At 65.0% G+C, this 24,288-nt stretch carries 26 protein-coding genes; 11 read left to right on the forward strand and 15 right to left on the reverse strand.

Annotated features, from left to right (window positions below):
* Nucleotides 1-29 precede the first annotated feature (29 nt).
* From codB to BM019_RS27365, 8 genes are all read right to left on the reverse strand, one after another.
* Nucleotides 30-1,301, reverse strand: a complete 1,272-nt coding sequence (gene codB, locus BM019_RS27330) for a cytosine permease (protein WP_085534031.1) — start codon at nt 1,299-1,301, stop codon at nt 30-32.
* Between the two features lie 223 nt (nt 1,302-1,524).
* On the reverse strand, nt 1,525-1,722 hold the full coding sequence (locus tag BM019_RS27335; RefSeq protein WP_009044678.1) for a helix-turn-helix transcriptional regulator: 198 nt from the start codon (nt 1,720-1,722) through the stop codon (nt 1,525-1,527).
* Nucleotides 1,719-2,093, reverse strand: coding sequence for a hypothetical protein (locus tag BM019_RS27340; RefSeq protein ID WP_092421815.1), 375 nt, complete (start codon nt 2,091-2,093; stop codon nt 1,719-1,721). Before BM019_RS27340 ends, BM019_RS27335 begins: the two co-directional genes overlap by 4 nt.
* Before the next feature lie 74 nt (nt 2,094-2,167).
* The gene (locus BM019_RS27345) at nt 2,168-2,791 is read right to left on the reverse strand and encodes an NUDIX hydrolase (protein ID WP_009044676.1); all 624 of its coding nucleotides are present in this window, start codon (nt 2,789-2,791) and stop codon (nt 2,168-2,170) included.
* Between the two features lie 119 nt (nt 2,792-2,910).
* Entirely contained in the window at nt 2,911-3,423 is a 513-nt protein-coding gene (locus BM019_RS27350; protein ID WP_092421818.1) for a nucleoside 2-deoxyribosyltransferase, read from the reverse strand.
* Nucleotides 3,420-4,256 carry an alpha/beta fold hydrolase gene (locus BM019_RS27355; RefSeq protein WP_092421821.1) on the reverse strand — a complete coding sequence of 279 codons (837 nt, stop codon included), beginning with the start codon at nt 4,254-4,256 and terminating at the stop codon, nt 3,420-3,422. Before BM019_RS27355 ends, BM019_RS27350 begins: the two co-directional genes overlap by 4 nt.
* Before the next feature lie 235 nt (nt 4,257-4,491).
* On the reverse strand, nt 4,492-4,848 hold the full coding sequence (queD, locus tag BM019_RS27360) for a 6-carboxytetrahydropterin synthase QueD (RefSeq protein WP_007930577.1): 357 nt from the start codon (nt 4,846-4,848) through the stop codon (nt 4,492-4,494).
* Between the two features lie 97 nt (nt 4,849-4,945).
* Nucleotides 4,946-6,025, reverse strand: coding sequence for a patatin-like phospholipase family protein (locus BM019_RS27365; protein ID WP_092422020.1), 1,080 nt, complete (start codon nt 6,023-6,025; stop codon nt 4,946-4,948).
* A gap of 160 nt (nt 6,026-6,185) precedes the next feature.
* Between BM019_RS27365 and BM019_RS27370 the strand changes: the two genes are divergently transcribed.
* Genes BM019_RS27370 through BM019_RS27385 form a run of 4 tightly spaced genes read left to right on the forward strand, consistent with a single transcriptional unit; the run spans nt 6,186 to nt 8,789 of the window.
* A complete protein-coding gene (locus BM019_RS27370) occupies nt 6,186-6,494 on the forward strand; it encodes a PepSY domain-containing protein (RefSeq protein ID WP_009044671.1) in 309 nt (102 codons plus the stop codon).
* Nucleotides 6,494-6,808, forward strand: coding sequence for a PepSY domain-containing protein (locus BM019_RS27375; RefSeq protein WP_009044670.1), 315 nt, complete (start codon nt 6,494-6,496; stop codon nt 6,806-6,808). The genes BM019_RS27370 and BM019_RS27375 overlap by 1 nt, the downstream gene beginning before the upstream one ends.
* Nucleotides 6,808-7,476, forward strand: coding sequence for a response regulator transcription factor (locus BM019_RS27380; protein ID WP_007930561.1), 669 nt, complete (start codon nt 6,808-6,810; stop codon nt 7,474-7,476). The genes BM019_RS27375 and BM019_RS27380 overlap by 1 nt, the downstream gene beginning before the upstream one ends.
* Nucleotides 7,473-8,789, forward strand: coding sequence for a sensor histidine kinase (locus tag BM019_RS27385; protein WP_092421824.1), 1,317 nt, complete (start codon nt 7,473-7,475; stop codon nt 8,787-8,789). The genes BM019_RS27380 and BM019_RS27385 overlap by 4 nt, the downstream gene beginning before the upstream one ends.
* 110 nt (nt 8,790-8,899) lie before the next feature.
* Here BM019_RS27385 and BM019_RS27390 read toward each other — a convergent pair whose 3' ends face one another.
* Entirely contained in the window at nt 8,900-11,047 is a 2,148-nt protein-coding gene (locus tag BM019_RS27390; protein WP_092421827.1) for a methyl-accepting chemotaxis protein, read from the reverse strand.
* A 428-nt stretch (nt 11,048-11,475) separates the two neighbouring features.
* Between BM019_RS27390 and BM019_RS27395 the strand changes: the two genes are divergently transcribed.
* On the forward strand, nt 11,476-12,792 hold the full coding sequence (locus BM019_RS27395) for a Na+/H+ antiporter family protein (protein WP_162096424.1): 1,317 nt from the start codon (nt 11,476-11,478) through the stop codon (nt 12,790-12,792).
* A gap of 199 nt (nt 12,793-12,991) precedes the next feature.
* Nucleotides 12,992-14,671 carry a methyl-accepting chemotaxis protein gene (locus BM019_RS27400; RefSeq protein WP_092421830.1) on the forward strand — a complete coding sequence of 560 codons (1,680 nt, stop codon included), beginning with the start codon at nt 12,992-12,994 and terminating at the stop codon, nt 14,669-14,671.
* A 129-nt stretch (nt 14,672-14,800) separates the two neighbouring features.
* Here BM019_RS27400 and yegQ read toward each other — a convergent pair whose 3' ends face one another.
* Entirely contained in the window at nt 14,801-16,126 is a 1,326-nt protein-coding gene (yegQ, locus tag BM019_RS27405) for a prephenate-dependent tRNA uridine(34) hydroxylase TrhP (protein WP_092421833.1), read from the reverse strand.
* Between the two features lie 167 nt (nt 16,127-16,293).
* Here yegQ and BM019_RS27410 point away from each other — a divergent pair, with 167 nt between their 5' ends.
* Nucleotides 16,294-17,361 carry an AI-2E family transporter gene (locus tag BM019_RS27410; protein ID WP_009044664.1) on the forward strand — a complete coding sequence of 356 codons (1,068 nt, stop codon included), beginning with the start codon at nt 16,294-16,296 and terminating at the stop codon, nt 17,359-17,361.
* Here the strand turns inward: BM019_RS27410 and BM019_RS27415 are convergent.
* The 3 genes from BM019_RS27415 to BM019_RS27425 form a co-directional block, all read right to left on the reverse strand.
* Entirely contained in the window at nt 17,358-17,540 is a 183-nt protein-coding gene (locus BM019_RS27415) for a hypothetical protein (protein ID WP_007927236.1), read from the reverse strand. The genes BM019_RS27410 and BM019_RS27415 overlap by 4 nt on opposite strands.
* A 108-nt stretch (nt 17,541-17,648) precedes the next feature.
* Complete coding sequence (locus tag BM019_RS27420; protein ID WP_007927235.1) at nt 17,649-17,843, reverse strand: hypothetical protein; 195 nt, start codon at nt 17,841-17,843, stop codon at nt 17,649-17,651.
* A gap of 246 nt (nt 17,844-18,089) precedes the next feature.
* Nucleotides 18,090-18,446, reverse strand: a complete 357-nt coding sequence (locus BM019_RS27425; protein WP_007927233.1) for a hypothetical protein — start codon at nt 18,444-18,446, stop codon at nt 18,090-18,092.
* 252 nt (nt 18,447-18,698) lie between these two features.
* Between BM019_RS27425 and BM019_RS27430 the strand changes: the two genes are divergently transcribed.
* Together BM019_RS27430 and BM019_RS27435 are read left to right on the forward strand one after the other, a co-directional pair.
* Nucleotides 18,699-19,517 (forward strand): shikimate 5-dehydrogenase, encoded by an 819-nt coding sequence (locus BM019_RS27430; RefSeq protein WP_092421836.1) that lies wholly within the window; start codon nt 18,699-18,701, stop codon nt 19,515-19,517.
* A gap of 108 nt (nt 19,518-19,625) precedes the next feature.
* Nucleotides 19,626-20,144, forward strand: coding sequence for a cupin domain-containing protein (locus BM019_RS27435; RefSeq protein ID WP_009044662.1), 519 nt, complete (start codon nt 19,626-19,628; stop codon nt 20,142-20,144).
* Nucleotides 20,145-20,231: 87 nt separating this feature from the next.
* On the opposite strand, the gene BM019_RS27440 is transcribed toward BM019_RS27435, so the two are convergent.
* The gene (locus tag BM019_RS27440) at nt 20,232-20,882 is read right to left on the reverse strand and encodes a YceH family protein (protein ID WP_009044661.1); all 651 of its coding nucleotides are present in this window, start codon (nt 20,880-20,882) and stop codon (nt 20,232-20,234) included.
* Between the two features lie 137 nt (nt 20,883-21,019).
* Here BM019_RS27440 and BM019_RS27445 point away from each other — a divergent pair, with 137 nt between their 5' ends.
* Complete coding sequence (locus tag BM019_RS27445) at nt 21,020-21,529, forward strand: DUF1993 domain-containing protein (RefSeq protein ID WP_009044660.1); 510 nt, start codon at nt 21,020-21,022, stop codon at nt 21,527-21,529.
* Nucleotides 21,530-21,613: 84 nt separating this feature from the next.
* On the opposite strand, the gene sstT is transcribed toward BM019_RS27445, so the two are convergent.
* The gene (gene sstT, locus BM019_RS27450) at nt 21,614-22,846 is read right to left on the reverse strand and encodes a serine/threonine transporter SstT (protein ID WP_053261898.1); all 1,233 of its coding nucleotides are present in this window, start codon (nt 22,844-22,846) and stop codon (nt 21,614-21,616) included.
* Nucleotides 22,847-23,130: 284 nt separating this feature from the next.
* Here sstT and BM019_RS27455 point away from each other — a divergent pair, with 284 nt between their 5' ends.
* Entirely contained in the window at nt 23,131-24,285 is a 1,155-nt protein-coding gene (locus BM019_RS27455; protein ID WP_007927226.1) for an MFS transporter, read from the forward strand.
* Nucleotides 24,286-24,288: the final 3 nt, after the last annotated feature.

Raw genomic sequence — 24,288 nt, forward strand, 5'->3', positions numbered from 1 at the left:
CGGCGGCCGCAACGTCGCGTGGCCCGGGCTCATGCCTGGATGTCCGCGGCGGTCGTGGCGCGTGCGCCGAGCAGGCTGCTCAGCAGCATGTAGCTCAGGGCGGCGGCCGCGATGCCTACCAGCGGCGCGACCCAGGGCGAGCCGAAGGCCGCCACGGTGCCGATGGCATAGGCGCCCAGGCCGGCCCAGTTGAACGCCGGCAGCTTACTGTCGGCCAGGCGCGGGTACTGGCCGCGATAGCGATAGAAGAAGTCGGCCATGATCACCCCGCCAATCGGCGGGATCACCGTGCCCAGCAGAATCAGGTAGGGCACCAGCATGTCGTACATGCCCAGCAGCGCCAGCAGGGTGCCGATCACCGCGCCGGCCAGGGTCACGGTCTTGCGCCGGCCGGTGCGCAGCAGGTTGCAGCCGGCGACGGCGAAGTTGTAGATGGTGTTGTCCTGGGTGCTCCAGATATTCAGCAGGAGCATGGCCATGGCGGCCATGGCGAAGCCCTGCAACAGCAGCACTTCGACCACGTCCGGCTGCTGGTAGACGATGGCGCCATAGGCCCCGATCAGCACCATCAGGCCGTTGCCGATGAAGAAGCCGATCAGGCTGGCCAGCACCGCGACCCTGGCCGAGCGGGAAAAGCGCGTCCAGTTGGTGGCCTGGGTGGCGCCGCTGACGAAGGTGCCGAACACCAGGGTGATGGCCGTGGACAGGTCGAGGCTGGCGCTCGGCACCACGGCCAGCAACCCATCGAGGCCGCCGACCTTGACCGTGGCCACCCACATCGACAGCAACAGCAGCAGGGCCATGGCCGGCACCGCGATCCAGGAGAGGATTTCCAGCCCGCGATAACCGACGTAGGCGGTGGCGCAGAACACCAGGCCGAACAACACCATCAGCCCCAGCACAGTGCCCTGGCCCAGCTCGAAATACTTGCCCAGCACCACCGCGGCGGTGGCGGTGCCCCAGGCGTACCAGCCGATCTGGGTGAAGCCGAGGATCAGGTCGCTGAGCTTGCTGCCCACCTCGCCGAAACAGAAGCGCCCCATCAGCACCGAGTTCAGCCCGCTCTTGAAGGCGATATAGCCCAGGCCCGCCGCGTACAGGCCCAGCAGCAGGTTGCCGAGGACGATCACCCCGAGCATCTGGCCAAAGCTGAAGGCCACGCCGAGCTTGCCGCCGGCGAACATGGTGGCGGTGAAAAAGGTGAAGCCCAGCAGCACCATGGCCGTGGAGGCCAGGCCCTTGCGCGCATGCATCGGCACTTCGCTGAGTGGGTAGTCGTTGCCTGGATCGTTCTGCGTCATCTGCCTTCCCCTGATTGGCCCAGGCGTTACCTGGTGCGTAAGCGACGCAGGCCCATTGCAGTCGCCGTGCCAACGCCCCCAGGGTCAGAGGCGCCCGGCCGACGCTGTGCAACCTGCAGGAGATTTATAGACAAGCAGGGGATTTTTGCTTTCCGGCGCGGCCGATTGGCCGGCTTTGGCGCGAAAGCGGTGCGCCGGTGAGACAAATTGGATCACCGGCCGCTCAGTCCTCGGGGGCCTCGAAAATGCCCTCGATGGGCAGGCCGAAGGCCTTCGCGATCTTGAAGGCCAGGGGCAGGCTGGGGTCGTAGCGACCGGTCTCGATGGCGTTCACGGTCTGCCTTGAAACCTCCAGGCGCGCGGCCAGTTCCGCCTGGGACCAGCCTTGCGCGGCGCGCAGCTCACGCAGGCGGTTGTTCACTGGTAGCGCCTGTTGCCGAGGAGCGTGGCCACCAGCCACACCGAGCCCATGATCGGCCAGACGGCGAACATCGACAGTCGCGGCAGGCCCGCTATTTCCAGGAAACCGTAGCTGAAGGTGATCAGCGCGGTGCAGACAAAGGCGATGCCCAGGGCGTTGAGCTGGATGCGCTGGTTGAGTTCATCCAGGCGCCGCAGTTGGCGGATGACCACCAGCGCCATGGCGATCATCGGGATCACGGGAATCAGCGACACCGCGATGCGCCCGGCGCTGCTGTCCATGCCCGGCAGCAGGTAAGTGCTGAGCACCACGGCGACAAGGTACGCCAGCAGGGCGAGGGTGAATTCCACGAGGTAGCGTTTGCCGCACATGGCCGGCTCCTGAAGTAAAGGGTGCTTTACATTAGGCAGGCGATCCCGCGGTGTCAAGGACGCTTTACATTGGCTCAGTCGAACAGGGTCAGGCGGGTTTCGCCGCGGTGGAAGGCAAAGGCGGCTTCGATATCGCTTTCCACGGTGCGGCCGCGGGACAGTTCGGGCAGGGCGTCGAGGGCGAAGAACCCGGCGTCGCTGACTTCGGAGCCGGCCACCGGGGCACTGCGTTCGTCGCGCTCGCAGAGAAAATACAGCTTGTAGAAGTCCCGGGTGTCGGGGGTGAAGGGGCCCTTGGCCTTGTGCCGGACGCTGTAGAGGGCGCGGGCCGAGACGCTGAGCCCGGCCTCTTCGTGGATCTCCTTGACGATATTCTCGGCGGCCGACAGGCCGATGTCGGCATACCCGCCGGGCATGGCCCAGCGCCCATCGGTCCGCTCGCGGACCAGGAGGATGCGCTCGTCTTCGATCAAGGCGCCGCGTACATCCACCAGGGGTGTCGAGTAGCGTTTGGCGAAGTCCGACACCAGGCCGGCGATGCGTTCCAGGGGCACGTCGGCCAGTTGCGCGAGCATGTCGTGGGCGATGTCGGCGACTTCCTGGTAACGCTCGCGGTCGAACGGGTCCTTGCAGAAATGCAGCCCGGTGGAGGCCAGGGCCTGCAAGCGTTTGGCGTGGGTGAGCCAGGTGTTTTCCATGGTGCGTGTCCTCACGTAATCGCTGGGGCCGAATCCGTCACTGTAGGAGCGAGCTTGCTCGCGATGAGGCCCTTGAGTATTGCATCGGCCTTGAAGACTTATCGCGAGCAAGCTCGCTTCTACAGGGGACGGGGCGGCGGTTGCTGGGCGAGGTAGGCGGCCAGGCGCGGCAGGGCTTCTTCGGCGCTGCGGCTGTGGCCGGCCCAGGTGCAGGCCAGCATCAGGTTGCGCGGCAGGTGGAAGTCCTCCACCAGAAAACCTTCGGCGTCGCGGCCGTCGGCGTCATGAGGCACTTGTTCGCGCAGGGTCGCGGGCGCCTCGAACCAGGCCCATACCGGTTTGCCCAGGGCGATGGCCATGCCCACTTCGAAGGCCGTGCCGGAGTCCGGCTCCAGGCCGCGAAAGTCGTTGAGGTTGGCCAGCACTGCGTCGCAGTCGCGGATCATCTGCATGTTCTGCTGGCAGATCAACTGCGCGGTCTGCTCCGGCGTCGGCTGGGCCGGCACCTGCTGGTCGAAGGGGTAGAGGCCTTGCAGGCCTTGGGCCTGGCACAGGCGCTTGAGGTGTTCGCCGCGGGCGATGGCATCGCGGCGAAACAGGTCGAAGCCGGCGAGGTAGATGCGTGGGTTCATGCCTGGCTCCCGGCCTCGGGCAGAAAGCGCAGCAGCGCGGCGATGATGGCTTCCGGGGCGTCTTCCTGCAGCAGGTGGCCGGCGTTGGGCACCGCCTGGAACTGCGAGCCGGGGATCAGCCGGTGCAACTGGCGCCCGCGTTCGATGGGGATCCACTGATCGTCCTCGCCCCAGAGGATCTGGGTCGGGCAGCGAATGCTCGGATAGAGCCCGGCCACCTCCGTGGTGTAGCGCTCGTCCATCTGCGCGATCTGCCGGTAGAACGCGGCCTGGCCGCTGGCGCCGAGCCAGGGCTGGACGTAGGGCGCCAGCTCCCGGTCGGGGATCTCGCGCTGGATCGCCCCACGAATGTAGGCCGGCACTATGGCGCGCTGGATGTAGTCCGGCACCCCGCTGAAGGCCTGTTCATGCTGGCGCACGTGCTGCACGAACGGCGAGCCCCAGGGCGACAGCGCCACCGGGTCGAGCAGGGTCAGGCTGCGATAGTCCTTGCCGTTGAGCAGGTGGGCGCGCAGGGCGGTGGCGCCGCCGAAGTCGTGGGCCACCACGTCCGGGCGTTCCAGGCCCCAGTGCTCCAGCAGTTCGGCCAGCAGCCGGTTCTGCACGCCGAGGGACACATCCTGGCCGGCGGCCTGTTCCGATTGGCCATAGCCCAGCAGGTCGAAATAGTGCACCCGGTGGCTGGCGCTGAAGTGCGGGGCGATGCGGTGCCAGACGTAGGAAGAAAACGGCGTGCCATGCACGAACACCAGCGGCGGCCCGTCACCCTGAATGGCGTAGCGCACCTTTTGTCCGTTGAAGCTGTAGGTTCGATCCAGCGGCCAGTCACTCATGTTGTGGTCCTCTGCGGGTGATCGGTCCGGCGCCTTGTTCATGCAAGGCCCGGCGCAGCCCATGCTCCTCGGCGCGATGAGTCTGGGTGTAAGCGCGGCGCGAGCACAGGCGATGTTTTCGCTCATGGCTGGGTTGGTGTAAAGCCGGATGTGGCTATGACCCGAGGGCCGAGCGGGCAAGCATAGGCATAAAAAAACCACCGCGGGCGGTGGTTTTTTTCAGGCGGGCGACGGTTTATTCGCCGCGATAGATGCAGCCGCTGGTGCAGGTCTCGTGAATGCGGATCGCACTCAGCTCCGGCAGCAGGGGTTTGAGCTCGTTCCAGATCCACTTGGCCAGCACTTCGCTGGTGGGGTTTTCCAGGCCGGGGATGTCGTTCAGGTAGTTGTGGTCCAGGCGCTCGTAGAGCGGCTTGAAGATCTCCTTGATCTCGGAGAAGTCGCGAATCCAGCCGGTGTGCGGATCGAGGTCGCCGCTCAGGTGGATGGCCACCTTGAACGAATGGCCGTGCAGGCGCCCGCACTTGTGGCCTGCGGGCACGTGGGGCAGGCGGTGGGCGGATTCGAAGGTAAATTCTTTGAAGATTTCCACAGTGTCGGTCAGCTCGGTCAGGTGGCTATCGCCGCGGGCGATGTAAGGCAGGCGGCGAGTTTACCAGCTTGGTTATGCGGTTGCGGGAAAACACTGACTAAAGGGTCAATAGCTGTTCGCCGAGACGACCGCTGCCGGCCAGCTCGAGGAATTCGTCGCCCAGGCGCCGGCTTTCGTCCATCGCGCTGCGCCAGTATTTCTGGCGGCTGGCGTCGTCGCCCATGAAGCGCTTGAAGTCGTTGCGGTCCGGCAGTTTGCCGTAGGGCAGGCGCGCCAGGTATTCCTTCGACGGTGCCAGCAGCAAGACGTCCTGCAGGCGGCCCGGGTTGCCGCGGCGCCAGGGCAGGGTCTTGTCGAACCAGCCGGGAATCACCCGGTCGGTGAAGTGCGGGTAGAGCACGATATCGTCGCCGCTGTAGGGCAGGTCGAGGTGGTAGTCCAGCAGGCCGCCGTCGCGGAAGGTGCCGGCCCCGGCGCCGGGCAGGTCGCGCACGCCTTGCATGACCATCGGGATCGAACCCGAGGCCAGCAGGGCCTGGCGCAGGTTGCCGGTGTCCAGCGGCACGAAGCGCGAGGGGAAGTCGTCGAGGGCATGTAGCGGCGGCGCCAGGCGCGGGTCATGCAGCACCAGGCGTTCGAAGTGCCGCGCCAGGCGCGCGCGGCCACGCAGGTTGTCGGCGATCACCGAGGACAGCCCCAGGCCCAGCCGACCGCGATGGTCGTCGGCGAGCAGGCCGTGGCTTTTCACCACCATGATGTTCAGCCGGTAGTGCGGGTTGTCGAGAATGCTCGCGTCGCGGCCGTCGAGCAGCTCGTGCAGCATGCGCTGCGAACTCTGGCTGATCTGCGCCATGGTCACGCCCTTGGCAAAACTCTGGGCGTTGTACAGCTGGCCCAGGCGGCGGATGCCTTCGGCGGCGTCCGGCAGGCAGGCGCTGGCGAAGCGCCAGGAACCCACCGAGGCACCGATCAGCGAGCGCTCCCGTGGCGCCGCTGGCAGCCATTCGCCGAACAGCGCCAGGTCCAGCCCCTGGATGCCCAGGGCTTTCGGCCCGCCGGCGGCGCCGGGCAAGGTGCCGACCTCGGCCGCGCTCAGGCCGTTGGCGCGAATGCGCGCCAGGGCGCGTGGGCCGGCCTTGAGGGTCAGGGCAGGGAACTTGATGTGGATAGCGGTCATACCGGCCTCAATCTCGAGCGACAGCGGAGTATAAAAGCTCGGGCCAGCGGCGCCGAATGAAACCTGCGCGGCGCCGATGATGGCCATTCAGTTTCAATTAAGTTCGACCCGCTATCGTGAGCCCCGTAGCAACACATAACGAGAAATTCGGAGACACCCCATGAAAACCCTGACTGCCCTGTTCACCGCGACCCTCATTGGCATGACCGCCAGCCTGGCCCATGCCCGCGACCTGGGGCCCGACGAGGCCCTGAGACTGCGCGACGCTGGTACCATTGTGTCCTTTGAAAAACTCAATGCCACGGCATTGGCCAAGCACCCGGGCGCGACCATCACCGAAACCGAGCTGGAAGAGGAGTACGGCAAGTACATCTACCAGATCGAGATGCGCGACCCTCAAGGGATTGAGTGGGACCTGGAATTGGACGCAGTGAGCGGCCAGGTGCTCAAGGATCATCAGGATACGTAATGAAGGTGAATCTACGCGCCGGCAGCAGGGTGGCCCTGGCGCTTCTGGCTTTTTGCTCGGTGGCGCTGGCCCGCGACCTGGACCAGGACGAAGCCCTGCGCCTGCGCCAGCAAGGGGTGATCCTGCCGCTGGAGCAATTGCTGCAGCAGGCCCTGGACCGTTACCCCGGGGCCAAGTTGCTGGAAGCCGAGCTGGAAGAAAAACACGACGTCTATATCTACGAAGTCGAGCTGCTGACCACCGAGGGCGTGGTCCGCGAGCTGGACCTGGAGGCCACCACCGGCCGCTTACTGAAAGACAAGGAAGATGACTGATGCGCCTGCTCCTGGTGGAAGACCACGTCTCCCTGGCCGACGAGCTGCTGGCCGGGCTCAACCGCCAGGGCTACGCCGTGGACTGGCTGGCCGATGGCCGTGACGCGCTGTACCAGGGCGCCAGCGAGCCCTACGACCTGATCGTGCTTGACCTCGGCCTGCCCGGGGTGCCGGGCCTGGAAGTGCTGGCCAAGTGGCGCGCCGGCGGCCTGGCGACCCCGGTGCTGATCCTCACCGCCCGCGGGTCCTGGGCCGAGCGCATCGAAGGCCTGAAGGCCGGTGCCGACGACTACCTGACCAAACCCTTCCACCCGGAAGAATTGCACCTGCGCATCCAGGCGCTGCTGCGCCGTTCCCACGGCCAGGCCAACCAGCCGACATTGCAGGCCGCCGGGCTGCACCTCGACGAGGGCCGCCAGTGCGTGCTGCGCGACGGCGTGGATATCCAGCTGACCGCCGCCGAATTCCGCCTGTTGCGCTACTTCATGCTGCACCCGGAGCAGATCCTCTCGAAAAGCCATTTGGCCGAGCACCTCTACGACGGTGAGACCGAGCGCGATTCCAACGTGCTGGAAGTCCACGTCAATCACCTGCGGCGCAAGCTTGGGCGCAGCGTGATCGAAACCCGCCGCGGCCAGGGCTACCTGTTCGGCGGGAACGCCCAGTGAGGTCGATCCAGCGCCGCCTGAGCCTGGGCCTGATCAGCGTGATGGTGATTGTCGGCCTGGTGCTGGCGCAGACCAGCCTGTGGCTGTTCGAAATGGGCTTGCAACGCTATCTGGAAGCCGGCTTGCGCAACGACAGCGAAAGCCTGCTGGTGGCGCTGGTCCGGGGCCCCCAGGGTTTGCAGCTGGACGAGCGGCGGTTGTCGCCGGCCTATCAGCGGCCGTTTTCCGGGCATTACTTTCGCATCGACTTCGATGACGTGCACTGGCGCTCCCGCTCGCTGTGGGACCAGGACCTGCCTGCACTGGCACAGACCGGCCTGCACAGCAACCTGCAACTGGGGCCGGAAGGCCAGCGCCTGCTGGTGCTGCGCACCGACTACCGGCGCCTCGGGCAGTCGATTTCCATCAGCGTGGCCCAGGACTACACCCCGGTGCGCGAGAGCTTCCTGCGCATGCAGCAGGTGGGCCTGGGCCTGGGCCTGGCCGGCCTGCTGCTGATCCTGATCCTGCAGCGGGTCACCGTGCGCCGTGCCTTGCGCCCGCTGGAGCAGGCCCGCGAGCAGATCGCCCAATTGCAACGCGGTCAGCGTTCGCAACTGGACGAACAGGTGCCGCTGGAGCTGGAACCGCTGGTGGCGCAGATCAACCATTTGCTGGCCCATACCGAAGACAGCCTGAAGCGTTCGCGTAATGCCCTGGGCAACCTCGGGCACGCGCTGAAGACCCCGCTGGCGGTGCTGCTGAGCCTGGCGTCCAACCCCAAGTTGCAGGCGCACCCGGAGCTGCGCCAGTTGCTCGAGGAGCAGCTGGAGCAGGTGCAGCAGCGGCTCAACCGCGAGTTGAACCGCGCGCGCCTGGCCGGCGATGCGTTGCCCGGCGCGCTGTTCGATTGCGACGCCGAGCTGCCGGGTCTGCTGGCGACCCTGAGCATGATCCATGGCGAGCACCTGGACCTGAGCTATCAGGCGGCCCCCGGCCTGCAACTGCCCTGGGACCGGGAAGACCTGCTGGAACTGCTGGGCAACCTGCTGGACAACGCCTGCAAGTGGGCCGATGCCGAAGTGGCGCTGAGCGTGTGGCAGACCGCCGAGGGTTATGGCCTGGCGGTGGACGACGACGGACCGGGGATTCCCGAGGAGCAGCGCAGCCAGGTGTTCAGCCGTGGCGCGCGCCTGGACGAACAGACCGACGGCCACGGCCTGGGCCTGGGCATCGTGCGCGATATCGTCGAGAGCTGGGGCGGGGTGCTGCGCTTGCTGGAAAGCCCGCAGGGCGGGCTGCGGGTGTTGATCGAGTTGCCTGGGCGCCAGTAGCGGTTGCCCCCGAGCCTGGCGATGACAGGTGGGTCGCTATCGCGAGCAAGCTCGCTCCTACACGGACGGCGCCGTCACTGTAGGAGCGAGCTTGCTCGCGATGAGGGGTGTCAGACCCGGAACTGGTCCATCAGGCTCTGCTGCTGGTTGGCCAGGCTGTTCAGCGACTGGCTGACCCGCGCCGATTCGTTGGCCTGTTCCGACAGCGATTCGGTGACGTCGCGGATGGTCGCCACGTTGTTGTTGATCTCCTCGGCCACCGCGCTTTGCTCTTCGGCGGCGCTGGCGATCTGCAGGTTCATGTCGCTGATCACCGTCACCGCGTCGCCGATCTGCCGCAGGGCGGTGACCGCCTGGCCGACCTGCTCGACGCTGCCCTGGGCCTGGCGATGGCTGTTGCCCATCGAGCCGACCACTTCCTGGGTGCCGCTTTGCAGCTGCTCGATGACCTGGCGGGTTTCCTCCACCGATTCCTGGGTGCGCCGGGCGAGGTTGCGCACTTCGTCGGCGACCACCGCGAAACCACGCCCGGCCTCGCCAGCGCGAGCGGCCTCGATGGCGGCGTTGAGGGCCAGCAGGTTGGTCTGCTCGGCGATGGCGCGAATCACTTCCAGCACCGAGCCGATCTTTTCACTGTTGGCGGCCAGGCCTTCGACCTGGGTCATGGCGGTGCTCATATCGGCCGCCAGGTGATCGATGCTCGCGGTGGTGCGGTCGATCACGCTCAGGCCCTGGCGCGTGGCCTGGTCGGCATCGCGGGCGGCCTGCGCGGCCTGGGCCGCGCTGCGGGCGACGTCCTGGGCGGTGGCGCTCATCTCGTGGGAGGCGGTGGCCACCTGGTCGACCTGGCGATACTGCTGCTCCATGCCGGCGCTGGTCTGGGTGGCGATGGCCGAGGACTGGTCGGCGGTGCCGCGGGCGTCCTGCACCGAGCGTTTCACCTCGGCGATGATCGGCTGCAGCTTGTCGAGGAAGCGGTTGAACCAGCCGGCCAGCTGGCCCAGTTCGTCTTTCTTGTCGTAGGCCAGGCGCCGGGTCAGGTCGCCTTCGCCGCTGGCGATGTCTTCCAGCATGTGCGCCACGCCGAGGATCGGCCGGGTCACGCTGCGCGCCATCAGCCACACCAATAGCAGGCCGAGCACTGCGGCCAACAGGCCCAGGCCCAGTTCGACCAGGGTGCCGGCCTGATTGCTCTGGTCCAGCTGGTTTTTCAGGGCTTCGGCCGGGCCCACCAGGACCCGCTCCGGCACTTGCAGCAGCACGCCCCAGGGCTTGCCGTCGGGAATCGGGGTGAAGGGCGCGAGCACTTTCAGGGCGTTGTCGTTGTGCAGGCTCTGGGTCTGGGTGCTGGCCGACAGCAGGCGGATCAGTTCGCCACCGTTGGTTTTGTCCAGTTGGTCCAGGCGCTGGCTGAGCTTGCTGGCGTCGGCGCTGTAGCCGGCGAGCAGGCCGACCGGGCTGATGATGCTGACCGTGGTCTGGCCGTCGTAGAGTGCCTTGCTCGCTTGCTGGCTGACCGATTGCAGGCTGTTGAGGTTGATGTCCACCGACAGCGAGGCGATGACTTTGCCGTTCACCAGCAGCGGGAACACGATGCTGGTCATCAGCACGTTCTGGCCGTCGATCACATAGAAGTAAGGCTCGATCACACAAGGCTTGAGGGTATTGCGCGGGCAGGTGAACCAGGCATTGGCCGGCTGGCCGCTGGGGCCGGTGGTGGTGTCGCTCATGTCGCTTTCCGGCAGCGCCATGGAGGTCAGCTTGCCAGGGGTCGGCTGCGACCAGTACAGGGCGAAGCGGCCCTTGTCGTTGCTGCCCAGTTCGCTCTGGCCGCTGAAGAGTTCGTCCTTGCCGTCCAGGGCATTGGCTTCGAACACCAGCGACAGGCCGAGCAGGTCGGGGTTGGCCTGCAGCGCCGATTTCACCTGGCGGGTCAGGTCCTCGCGCAGGTCGAAGGCATCGAGGAAGCGCTTCTCGGCCTGCTCGCGCAGGAACAGCACCTGGCGCGAGAAGCCGTGGCCGTATTGATAGGCGTCCATGAATTGCTGGCGGATGCCCAGCGCCTGGACCTCGCCCTGGGCCTCGATGCGGGCCTGGGCGGCTTCGTTGAGCATCTCCATGCTCGAGGCCTTCACCAGTGCGGAGCTGTGCTCCATGCGGTACAGCGAAAGCCCCACCAGCAGGGTCACTACAGCGGCCAGGCAGAGGCCGGCGAGCAGGGTGATTTTCCACTGGATGGAAAGTTGTCTGAGTGACATGGAGACGTCCTTATTCGATATTTATTTGAGACTTTGCAACGTATCGGCCGAAGAACGGCCTTCTTTAAACGCTCGTTCGAATGCCGCTCCCTGTAGCCGCTGCCGCAGGCTGCGATCGAGTGCGCAGCACTCGCAAAGGCACGCAATGCGACTGGCCTGGAAGACTCGATCCTCAGACCCGGCGTCCGCTGCGCGGCCGATCGCAGGCTGCGCCAGCGGCTACAAGTGACGGCGGAGCTGCCGGCGCAGGCGGTAGTCGGTCGGGCAGCGAGTGCCCGCCGGTTTTGACAAGCGTTGCCCGCTGCTGCAAAGTGCGCGCCCTCTAATAAGACCCTCCTTTTTCAATCCGGCGTCGGCAATGGTTGCCCTCTGGCCGGACTCATTCCTTTTGCGGCGTTTTCCCGCCGCAGTGCCATGAGGTAACGATGATTAATGCAGTAATTGCCGCGGTTGGCGTCATGCTGGTCCTCAGCTTGTCCCGCGTGCATGTGGTGATCGCGCTGATCGTAGGCGCGCTGGTGGGAGGGCTGACCGGTGGCCTGGGCATCGAGGCGACCCTCAAGGCCTTCAACAATGGCCTCGGCGGCGGGGCGACGGTGGCCCTGTCCTACGCCTTGCTCGGCGCCTTCGCGGTGGCGATCGCCAAGTCCGGCCTGGCCCACGCCCTGGCGGACAAGATCCTGCTGCTGGTGGACCGTCAGGACGCCAATGGCGGTGGCAACGTCAAATGGCTGCTGATCGGCCTGTTGTGGGTGGTGGCGATCGCCTCGCAGAACATCCTGCCGATCCACATCGCCTTCATCCCGCTGCTGGTGCCGCCGCTGTTGTATGTGCTGAGCAAACTGCAGCTGGACCGACGGCTGATTGCCTGCGTCATCACCTTCGGCCTGATCACCCCGTACATGTTCCTGCCGGTGGGGTTCGGCAACATCTTCCTCAACGAGATCCTGCTGGCCAACGTCGCCCGCAGTGGCGTGGACATCAGCAATATCAATGTCACCCACGCCATGGGCATTCCGGCGCTGGGCATGGTCTTCGGCCTGCTGCTGGCCTTTGTCAGCTACCGCAAGAAGCGCGTGTATGACCTGGAGCTGATCGAGAAAGTCGAGCAGGTGACGGTGCAATACAACCCGCGCACGCTGCTGGTGGCGGGCCTGGCGATTGTCGCGGCCTTTGTCATCCAGCTGTTGCTGGACTCGATGATTATCGGCGCGCTGTCCGGCTTCCTGATCTTCTCGGTGTCGGGCATCGTGCGCTGGCGCGAGACCGACGACCTGTTCACCGAGGGCATGAAGATGATGGCGATGATCGGCTTCATCATGATCGCCGCCGCCGGTTTCGCCGAAGTGATGAAGGCCACCGGCGAGGTGAAGAGCCTGGTGGAGTCCTCGGCCAGCTGGATCGGCCACAGCAAGGGCGTCGGCGCCTTGCTGATGCTGCTGGTGGGGTTGCTGGTGACCATGGGCATCGGCTCGTCGTTCTCCACCGTGCCGATCCTGGCGACCATCTTCGTGCCGTTGTGCGTGCAACTGGGCTTCAGCCCGCTGGCCATCGTCTGCATCGTCGGCACCGCCGGCGCATTGGGCGACGCCGGCTCGCCAGCCTCGGACTCGACCCTGGGCCCGACCTCCGGCCTGAACATCGACGGCCAGCACCACCACATCTGGGACACCGTGGTCCCGACCTTCCTGCACTACAACCTGCCGCTGCTGGCGTTCGGCTGGGTGGCCGCCATGGTGCTCTGAGCCCGCCGGGTTCCAGCCGCAGCGCGGTGTTCCTATCGCGAGCAAGCTTCGCTCCTACAGAAGCGTGAAGCTTGCTCGCGAAAAATCTCCAGGACGCTGCGTATCCGCAGATTCCGCTCTTCATCCTGCGGGGCTCAACTTTTGTGGCGGCGTGCCGTTAAGGCTGTATCACGCCAACAACATCAAGAGTGAACCTCCTATGCGCTTAAGTCTGAAGGGCAAAGTCCTGTCCCTCGCGGTCCTCCCGGTCCTGTTGTTTGCGCTGGTGATCAGCCTGACCACGGTCGTCATGCTCAAGGAGCAGGCGCAGAACGAGGTGGACGAGACCCGGCAGCGCCTGCTCGGCGAGGCCAAGACCACGCTGCAAAGCTATGTGGAGGTGGCCCTGAGCACCGTCAAGCCGCTCTACGACGTGGCGGCGCCCGGCGATGCCGCGGCCCGTGCCCAGGTGGTGAAGTTGCTGTCGAACATCACCTACGGCAAGGACGGTTACTTCTTCGGCTACGACTCCGAGACGGTGCGCCTGTTCAAGGGCAACAGCCCGGACGGCGTCGGCAAGAGCTTCAAGGACAACCGCGATCCCAACGGCGTGTACGTCAACCGCGAGCTGGTCAAGGTCGGCAAGGACGGCACGCACTATGTGCAGTACAGCTCGACCCAGCCGGGAAGCGACGTGCTGGTGCCGAAGCTGGGCTACACCGAATACCTGCCCAAGTGGGACCTGATTGTCGGCTCCTCGGTGAACCTGGACGGCATCGACGCCCAGGTGGCCGAGGTCGAGGCCAGCGTCAACCAGCGCATGCGGGGCATGGTCCTGAGCATCATCGGCATCGCCGTGGTGGTGCTGCTGGTGATCGCCGCCATCGGCCTGCTGGTGGCCAATACCATCCTGCGGCCGCTGAACCTGATGAAGCTCAACCTCGACGATATCGCCGCCGGCGAAGGCGACCTGACCCGCCGCCTGGCCATCACCAGCCAGGACGAGCTGGGCGACCTGGCCAGTTCCTTCAACCGTTTCGTCGACAAGATCCACGGCCTGGTGCGGCAGATCACCGAGATGACCGGCCAACTGACCGGCCTGGTGACCCAGGTGTCCGAACAGGCCCAGCGTTCCGAGCAGGCCATGGAGCGCCAGCGTCACGAGACCGATCAGGTGGCCACGGCGATCAACCAAATGTCGTCGGCGGCCCAGGAAGTGGCGCGCAGTGCCCAGGGCGCGGCCGTGGCGGCGCAGCAGACCGACGAGGAAGGCCAGGCGGCCAAGCGCGTGGTGGATGGCAGCATCCAGCAGATTCACGCGCTGGTCAGCGATATCCGCAGCAGCGGCACCTCCCTGGACAGCCTGCAGAAGGACGTGGCGTCGATTGTCAGCGTGCTCGACGTGATCCGTTCCATTGCCGAACAGACCAACCTGCTGGCCCTCAACGCCGCCATCGAAGCGGCGCGGGCCGGTGAGGCCGGGCGTGGCTTCGCGGTGGTGGCCGATGAGGTCAGGGCCCTGGCCAGCCGCACCCAGCAGAGCACCCAGGAAATCCAGGGCATGATCGACCGCCTGCAACAGGGCACGCGCACCGCCGTGGAGGCCATGCGCCGCTCCAGCGATGCCGGCGACGGCACCTCGCACCAGGCCAACGAGGCCGGGGCGTCGCTGGATGCCATGGCGCAACTGATCGGCACCATCAACTCGATGAACGCGCAGATCGCCAGCGCCGCGGAAGAACAGACCGCGGTGGCCGAGGAGATCAACCGCAGCGTGCACCAGATCGCGGTGGCGGTGGACAGCGTCGCCGACGAAACCCAGCTCGGCGCCCAGACCTCACGCAGCCTGGCCGACCTCGGCCAGCGCCTGGGGCGATTGGTGGGGCAATTCCGCATCTGAGGCGCGCGGTGCCGGTGGCCGGTGTCTGATGGCTGGTGTAGCCGCTGCCGAGCTTGCGAGGCTGCGAAAAGGCCCGAAGGGTCTTGCTTGGCGGCCCACCAGTTACATCAGGGTGTTACCTACACGGCATCAGGCGCTGATATCGCGCATTAGCAGGCCAAAGCGCAGGTCCACCTGATCGGGGATCGGCAGGTACACCGTATGCCCGTCCCCCGGCGCGACCTCGATCGGCTCGCCGCGCACGTTCTGCAACTGGTTCAGGTCGAAGTGGAAGTTGCCCTTGGGCGTCATCAGTTCCATATGGTCGCCCAGGGCAAAGCGGTTCTTCACCTTCACTTCCGCCAGGCGGTCGCGGCGTTCGCCGGTGAGTTCGCCGACGAACTGCTGGCGTTCCGACACCGAACTGCCGTTCTGGTAGTTCTGGTACTCGTCGTGCACATGGCGGCGCAGGAAGCCTTCGGTGTAGCCACGCTGGGCCAGGGACTCCAGGTCGTTCATCAGGCTGCGGTCGAACTCGCGACCGGCCACCGCGTCGTCGATGGCCCGGCGATAGACCTGGGTGGTGCGGGCGCAATAGAAGTGCGACTTGGTGCGGCCCTCGATCTTCAATGAGTGCACGCCCATGCGCGTCAGGCGTTCGACGTGCTGCACCGCGCGCAGATCCTTGGCGTTCATGATGTAGGTGCCGTGCTCGTCCTCGAAGGCTGGCATCGCTTCGTCCGGGCGATTGGCCTCGCGCAGCAGGAACACCTGGTCGGTCGGCGCGCCCAGGCCCAGGGTCGGTTCGGGCTGGAACGGCTGGACGATCTCGCCGAGGGTATTCTGCGTAGCCTCCTGGGCCTGGTATTTCCAGCGGCAGGCATTGGTGCAGGTGCCCTGGTTGGCGTCGCGCTTGTTCATGTAGCCCGACAGCAGGCAGCGCCCGGAATAGGCCATGCACAGCGCGCCGTGGACGAATACCTCGAGCTCCATGGCCGGCACTTGCTGGCGGATTTCCTCGATCTCTTCCAGGGACAGCTCGCGGGACAGGATGATCCGGCTCAGGCCCTGTTGCTGCCAGAACTCGACGCTGGCCCAGTTCACCGTATTGGCCTGCACCGACAGGTGGATCGGCATCTGCGGGAAGTGCCGGCGCACCAGCATGATCAGCCCCGGGTCGGACATGATCAACGCGTCCGGGGCCATGGCGATCACCGGCTCCAGGTCTTTGAGGAAGGTCTTGAGCTTGGCGTTGTGCGGGGCGATGTTGACCACCACGTAGAAGCGCTTGCCCTGGGCCTGGGCCTCGCGAATGCCGAGGGCCAGGTTGGCGTGGTCGAATTCGTTGTTGCGCACCCGCAGGCTGTAGCGCGGCTGGCCGGCGTACACCGCGTCGGCGCCATAGGCGAAGGCATAGCGCATGTTTTTCAGGGTGCCGGCGGGGGCGAGCAGTTCGGGACGGATCAGGGGCGTCATGGCGATGGTCGATGGCAAAAGGTCGCGAGGGTAAGGCCAGGGCCAGCCGGCTGCATTGATCTGGGTCTATGCTCGACGAATAAAACAGGGCACTTGGCCGAACGCTGGCGGACTAACGCTTTAGGAGCGCTTTGCGGCGTCCTGGACCTTATTGACGGGGAGCGGACATGAACCAGCACCTCATGCAACACAAAAGCCTGTTGCTTCTGCTGACCCTGGTGACCGTCGCCTTCATCTGGCTTCTGCTGCCCTTTTACGGCCCGGTGTTCTGGGCGGTGATTCTCGGCATCCTGTTCAACCCGCTGCAACGGCGCCTGCAACTCAAGTTCGGTTGGCCACGCACCCTGACCGCCCTGTGCACCCTGAGCATCTGCCTGGTGATCGCCATTCTGCCGGTGATCGTCATCGGCACCTTGCTGGTGCAGGAGGGCGCCAACCTCTACCAGAACATCGAAAGCGGTAAGCTGGACATTACCGGTCATCTGGATCAGCTCAAGCACAGCCTGCCGCCGTACTTCCAGCAACTGCTGGACCGTTTCGGCCTGGGTGAGCTGGAGAGCGTGCGCGAGAAGATCGTCAAGGGTGCGCTGCAAGGCAGTCAGTTCTTCGCCACCCAGGCATTCAGCGTCGGCCAGGGCACCTTCAAGTTCGTGGTGAGCTTTTTCGTGATGCTGTACCTGTTGTTCTTCTTTCTGCGCGATGGCCCCGAACTGGTACGCAAGGTGCGCATCGCGGTGCCGTTGGCCGAACACCAGAAACGCCGGCTGCAGCTCAAGTTCAATCGGGTGGTGCGGGCCACGGTGAAGGGCAACGTGCTGGTGGCGATCAGCCAGGGGCTGCTGGGCGGGTTGATTTTCTGGTTTCTGGAGATTCCCAGCCCGCTGCTGTGGGCGGTGCTGATGGCCCTGCTGTCGTTGTTGCCGGCGGTGGGCGCGGCGATCGTCTGGGGCCCGGTGGCCCTGTACTTTCTGCTCAGCGGGGCGATCTGGCAAGGGGTGGTGCTGGGCTTGTACGGGGTGTTCGTGATCGGCCTGGTGGACAACGTGCTGCGCCCGATCCTGGTGGGCAAGGACACCAGGATGCCGGATTACCTGATTCTGATTTCGACCCTGGGCGGCCTGGCGATCTTCGGCCTGAACGGCTTTGTCATCGGGCCATTGATCGCCGCGCTGTTCATCTCCAGCTGGGGCCTGTTCGTCGATACCCGGCCGCGGCCACAACTGCCGTTGCCTTAGGCATGCAGGACGCGCTGCTCGATCTTTTGCGACAGGGCCTGGGCGGCGGTCAGCGAAGTGAGCGGGCCACTGACCGGCTCACCGTCGCGCACCAGGTACCAACACGCCAGCAACCCCAGTTCCCTGAGCGAGGTGGGAACGGCGCTACCGATAACGGACATGATCTGAACCTTGGGCATAAGTACCTCCATCAATCTGTGGAGTTACCTTACGGACCGGCAAGTGCTACGAAAAATCACCGCGCTCGATAGTGGACATCGATACCGGCGAAAAAAGCACCAGCCCGATCAGTCGACGACCTGATCGAGCATGTAGACCACTTCCGGGTCGTGCAGCAGGCCCTTGCGCACCAGGTGTTCGGCCAGCAAGGCCAGGAACTTGGCGCTGCGGTGGCCTTCCAGGTGCTTGAGTTCGGTCAGGGCGCTGTACACCTTGCTCGCGGTACCCAGGGTAGGGGAGTGATGAGGGTTCTGTGTTGGCATGGGAGTCGTCCTTGTTGTTATGGGGCTGTTTTGTGGACAGATCCGATCTTGCGGACCTGACATGACATAAATATGACAGTCGTGGACTCGCGTATACGGGCTGCCGCTGGGCAACAAACACTATTGCTGGATTGAATCGCAAAAACTGTTCCAGCAGCGACCTTTGCAAGATTTATTCAGACGTTTGGCAAAACGCAACAGGCCCCGCTGGCGAAGGCGGGGCCTGTAGGTGTGTGATCGCCTGGCTTACCAGCGGCCGGGGCCATAGTAGTAATGGCGGGGTGGGCCGTAGTAGCCACGAGGTGGGCCGTAGTACACCGGGGCCGGGCGGTAATAGACCGGCGGGCCTTCCACGTACACCGGCTGTGGCTGGTAGTAGACCGGTGGCGGCGCGGCATAGACCGGCTGCGGCTGGACGTAGACTGGCTGTTGCACGTAGACCGGGCGGCTGTGGCTGGCGATCACCGAACCCACTACCGCGGCGCCGACCACCGCACCGACTACCGCCGGGCCACCCCAACCACCGCCACCGTGGGCGGACGCTTGACCGGCGACAGCAAGTGCACCAATGAGCAAGGCTATCTTGGGGATTTTACGCATCATGGCTATTCCTCGGTTCCGACCCCGGCGCTCGGTCTGCCATAGACGCGAGGACTGTCGCGGGGATACTTCTAAGACCGCTTTTTTCTGAAAAACTGCACAGCCGCCGGGTAAATTTTGTGTAAGGTCTGTACCGGTTTATTGACCCTCGTCCGTGGGCGGCAGGCCCGTCTTTCAGGCACGTCGATATGATCGGGCAGAACCCGATGACTGGCTAATCCCGTCTATCCGAAAGTGCGTTCCAAGGAGATCAACATGCAGATGAACCCCAACAAAGACACCCAGTTGTGTATGTCGCTGTCAGGGCGTCCGGGGAATTTCGGCTTGCGCTTTCACAATCACTTGTATGAACAGCTGGGCTTGAACTTCTACTACAAGGCCTTCAGCAGCCAGGACCTGCCAGGCGCCGTCGCCGGGATCCGCGCCCTGGGCATTCGCGGCTGTGGCGTGTCCATGCCGTTCAAGGAAGCCTGCATTGCCCTGGTGGACGAACTGGACGCCTCGGCCAGTGCGATCCAGTCGATCAACACCATCGTCAACACCAACGGCCACCTCAAGGCCTACAACACCGACTACATCGCCGTCGCCCAGTTGCTCGAACGCCACCGGATTCCCAAGGACACCCGCTTTGCCCTGCGCGGCAGCGGCGGCATGGCCAAGGCGGTGGCCAGTGCCTTGCGCGATGGTGGCTACCACGATGGCGTGATAGTTGCCCGCAATGCCCAGGCCGGGCAGGCCCTCGCCGAATCCCTGGGCTATGCCTGGCAGGCGGAGCTGGGCGAATTGCGCCCGCAGATGCTGATCAACGTCACCCCGATCGGCATGAGCGGCGGCCCCGAGGCCGACCAGTTGGCGTTCCCGGTCGAGGCGATCGAGGCCGCGCGTACCGTGTTCGACGTGGTGGCGGTGCCGGCGGAAACCCCGCTGATCCTGCGCGCCCGGGCCGAGGGCAAGCAAGTGATCACCGGCCTGGAAGTGATCGCCATCCAGGCGCTGGAGCAGTTCGTGCTGTACACCGGCGTGCGCCCCAGCGCCGAGCAGTTCCAGCAGGCGGTGGCCTTCGCCCGGGCCTGATCGGTGGGTGGAACGGGGCAGGTCGGAGGGGCGTAAAGCCCTGCCTATACTGGTCGCCAGCAAGCCAAGACTTGCCCCTGTTCCACGTCACCGTGATCGAGGACCGTTATGCCACCTGCCATTCTCAATCTGGATCAGGCGGACCTTCAGCCGCTGCCTGAAGCCCTGAGCCCCACCGGCGACACCGCCGGCCGTTATGTCCAGCGCATCGCCCGCATCGGCCAGCAACTGGGCGCCCGGAAGCTCGGCTACCGGCTGATTGCCCTGGGCCCGGGGATGCGTGCCAGCCCCTTCCATAACCATCGCGTCAATGAAGAGATGTTCTACATAGTCGCCGGCGAGGGCGAGATCCGCCTCGGCGCCGAGCGTTTTGCCATCCGCGCCGGTGATGTGATCGCCTGCCCGCCGGGCGACATGGACAGCGCGCACCAGATCATCAACACCAGCCAGGGTGAGTTGCGCTACCTGGCGGTCAGCACCCAGGAAGCGCCGGACATCTGCGAATACCCGGACTCCGGCAAATATGTGGTGATGAAGGACTTCAAGATCGACGATGAGGGCAACGCCTCGGGATTCGTCGCGGTGGCGCGGCATGCGGACGGGGTGGATTACTGGGACGGGGAGTAGCGGGAAGTGTTCTGAGGCTTTACCCCGACTGCGTCGGCGATCGCAGCCTGCGGCAGCGGCTACAAGGCGCTGCCGCAGGGGCGGGGATCAGCCTTCGAGTTTCGCCAGGCGCTCTTCGAGGGCGGCGATGCGCGCTTCCAGCTCTTCGATGCGCTCCGCCGATACGCCGCTGCCCGCGCTGCGCTCCACCGGGTTCTGCCGGGCGGCGAGGATCGCCTCGATATCCGCCGGGTCGCCCAGGGCATGCATGTAGCGATCTTCACGCTGCCCGGCTTGGCGCGGGATCAGCAACGCCAGGCCACGAGCGATCAGGCGTTCCAGTTGGTGCACCACCTGTTCGCTGTCTTCGAAATCGTGCATGCGCCCGCTGCGGGTCAGCAGTTCGTTGACGGTCTGCGGGCCGCGCAAAAACAGCAGGCCGGCCAGGGCCACCTGCGCCGGCACCAGTTCCAGCGCCTTGTCCAGGCGATGCTCCCAGCGATCGGCGCGGCTGCCCATCACCAGGCGGGCGAAGCCGCGGTTTTCCAGGGCGCGCAGGCTCTGGCCGACCTGGCCCTGGGTGAGGTTCATCACCGGTTCGCGGCTGGTTTTCTGGTTGCAGGCGATGACCAGGGCATTGAGGGTCAGCGGATAGGTTTCCGGGCTGGTCGCCTGCTTCTCGATCAGCGATCCGAGAATGCGCAGTTCGGTGCTGCTCAGTTGCAATTGCTCGCTCAAAGTTTCTTGCTCAATGCTCATCGCGCGTTCCCTATGCTGTCGAAGGCGACTAGCCTAATCCTTGCTGGATAAAAGACAAGCCGCCGGCGGCACTCAAGCAGGTCTATAATCGCGCCAGCTTTGTTTGTGCTTTTTTCCGTCAGCCTGTCGAGATCACCATGACTATTTCCCTGTACGCCGCCTCCGTTCCTGTCTTCAAGCAAATGCTCAACGCCCTGAGCGATGTCCTGAACAAGGCCGAAGCCCACGCCACCGCCAAGAACATCGACCCGAATGCCTTCCTCCAGGCGCGCCTGTACCCGGACATGTTCCCGCTGATCCGCCAGGTGCAGATCGCCGTCGATTTCGCCAAGGGCGTTTCCGCTCGCCTGGCCGAAGTCGAACTGCCGAAGTACGACGACAGCGAAACCACCTTTGCCGAGCTGCAGGCGCTGCTGGCCAAGGTCCTGGCCTTTATCGACGGCATCCAGCCAGCGCAGATCGATGGCAAGGAAGGCATCGAGATCGTCACCCGTCCGGGCACCCCGAAAGAGAAGCGCTTCAGCGGCCAGTCCTACCTGCTGAGCTACGGCCTGCCGCAATTCTTCTTCCATGTCACCACCACCTACGCGATCCTGCGCCACAACGGCGTGGAAATCGGCAAGCGCGACTACATGGGCGCTTTCTGATGTAGTTGGGGGGCCAGGCCCATAAAAAAGCCCGGCAAGGTGCGAGCCTTGCCGGGCTTTTTAGTGCGCGCTATTCGTGCAGGATCAGGCGGTCTGGCGGACCTTCTCTTCCTGGGCCATGCACGCGGCGGCGGTGAAGAGCACGTCGGTGGAGGAGTTCAGCGCGGTTTCCGCCGAGTCCTGCAGCACGCCGATGATGAAGCCGACGGCGACCACCTGCATGGCGATTTCGCTGGGGATGCCGAACAGGCTGCAGGCCAGCGGAATCAACAGCAGCGAACCGCCGGCCACGCCGGAAGCGCCGCAGGCACAGATGGCGGCGACCACGCTGAGCAGCACGGCGGTGGGCAGGTCGACGGCGATACCCAGGGTATGCACGGCCGCCAGGGTCAGCACAGTGATGGTGATGGCGGCGCCGGCCATGTTGATGGTGGCGCCCAGCGGGATCGACACCGAATAGGTGTCTTCATGCAGGCCCAGGCGCTTGCTCAGTTCCAGGTTGACCGGAATGTTGGCCGCCGAGCTGCGGGTGAAGAAGGCGGTGATGCCGCTTTCGCGCAGGCACATGAGCACCAGCGGGAACGGGTTGCGGCGGATCTTCCAGAACACGATCAGCGGGTTCATCACCAGCGCGACGAACAGCATGCAGCCGATCAGTACCGCCAACAGGTGCATATAACCGAGCAGGGCGCCGAAGCCGGAGGTGGCCAGGGTTGAAGCCACCAGGCCGAAGATGCCCAGCGGGGCGAAGCGGATCACTACCCGTACGATCAGGGTCACGCCGTTGGACAGGTCGTCCAGCACGGTGCGGGTGGTGTTGCCGGCATGGCGGATGGCCACGCCCATGCCGATGGCCCAGGCCAGGATGCCGATGAAGTTGGCGTTCATCAGCGCGCTGACCGGGTTGTCCACCACGCTCAGCAGCAGGCTTTGCAGGACTTCGCTGATGCCGCCGGGGGCGGAGATGGCGACATCATGGGTGCTCAGCACCAGGGAGGAGGGGAACAGGCTGCTGGCGATTACCGCCACCACCGCCGCGGCGAAAGTGCCCAGCAGGTAGAGCCAGAGGATCGGGCGGATATGGGTTTCCTGGCCGTGCTTGTGGTTGGCGATGGAGGCCATGACCAGCACGAATACCAGGATCGGCGCGACGGCTTTCAGTGCCGAGACAAAGACCTTGCCGATAAAGGCGGTGGATTTCGCCAGTTCGGGGGCCAGCAGCGCCAGGGCGATACCGGCGATCAGGCCAATGACGATCTGCGTGACCAGGCTGGTGCGTTTGAGTTTTTCCAGGAGCGACGGGGGCGAAGCAGTCATAGCGGTATCTCTGATTTTTTTAATATGCCGTGCGTCGACGTGGGACGCCGTGCTGATGAGTTGCTGAAAGTACGGGGTGTTGCGGCAGGGGGCGGACTTTATCACACGGGGTTCGCCCACGGATGTGACGATCTGCCACCTGAGCCTTCCAGAGTAGCCTGCGGTTTTTTCGCCGCTACCCCAGACATGCGCGGACACATTCTGTTAGGATTCGCCATCCTCTTCTCATCTCCAGTCAGCGGGCCACCAGGCCATCGCTGATGTCGTCGTTTCCGGAGTTTTCCATGCTGTTGCCCATTCTGCTGTTGTCAGCCGCCGGTTTTACCGTGCTGACGACGGAGTTCATCATTGTCGGCCTGCTGCCTTCGATTGCCCGGGACCTTGCGGTCAGCGTGCCGCAGGCCGGCCTGCTGGTGACCTTGTTCGCCTTCACCGTGGCGGCGTTCGGGCCGTTCCTGACGGCCTATTTCGCCCGTTTCCAGCGCAAGCGCCTGTTCATTTCGGTGCTGGTGATGTTCGGCCTGGCCAATACCCTGGCGGCGCTGGCGCCGAATATCTGGGTGATGGCGGTGGCGCGGCTGATCCCGGCGCTGGGCTTGCCGGTGTTCTGGGCTTTGGCCAGCGAAACCGCGGTGGATATCGTCGGTCCTGACTACGCCGGACGGGCCATCGCCAAGATCGGCTTCGGCATCGTCTGCGCCACGGTGTTCGGTATTCCGGTGGGTACGCTGATTTCCGATGCCTTCGGCTGGCGCGCCGCGTTCGGCATCCTGGCGCTGGTGGCCTTTGCCAAGGCGTTGCTGCTGTATGTCTACCTGCCGCAGACCCGCGTGCACAACGAGCAGGCCAGCCTGCGCTCGCAGTTCGGCATCCTGCGCAGCCCCTTGATGCAGGGGCATGTGCTGCTGTCGATCCTGGTGTTCAGCGGCATGTTCACCGCCTACACCTACCTGGCGGATATCCTCGAGCGCCTGGCCGGTTTCAACGGCACGCTGGTGGGTTGGTGCCTGATGGGTTTCGGCGCGGTGGGGCTGATCGGCAACTCGCTGGGCGGCCGTGCGGTGGACCGCCATCCGTTGCTGGCTTCCATGGGTTTCTGCGCCTTGATGATCGGCGGCATGGTGGCGCTGGTGCCGAGCATTCACTCGCCGCTGGGCCTGGCCGCGGCCATGGGCATCTGGGGCGTGACCCAGGCGGCGCTGTTTCTGGTCAGCCATGTCCGCCTGATCAAGGCCGCGCCTCAGGCGCCGGCGTTTGCCGCTTCGCTGAACATCGCCGGAGCCAACCTGGGCATCGGCCTGGGCGCCATGGTCGGTGGCCGGGTGATCGACACCCTGGGGCTGGGCAGCCTGGGGTTCGCCGCCGCCGGTTTTATCCTGGTGTCGATCCTGCTGGCCCTGCTGTTGATGACCCTCAAGCCCCAGGCCAGCTGCGCCTGACTC

It is taken from the genome of Pseudomonas sp. NFPP07 (assembly GCF_900115645.1).
Taxonomy (GTDB): Bacteria; Pseudomonadota; Gammaproteobacteria; order Pseudomonadales; family Pseudomonadaceae; genus Aquipseudomonas; species Aquipseudomonas chlororaphis.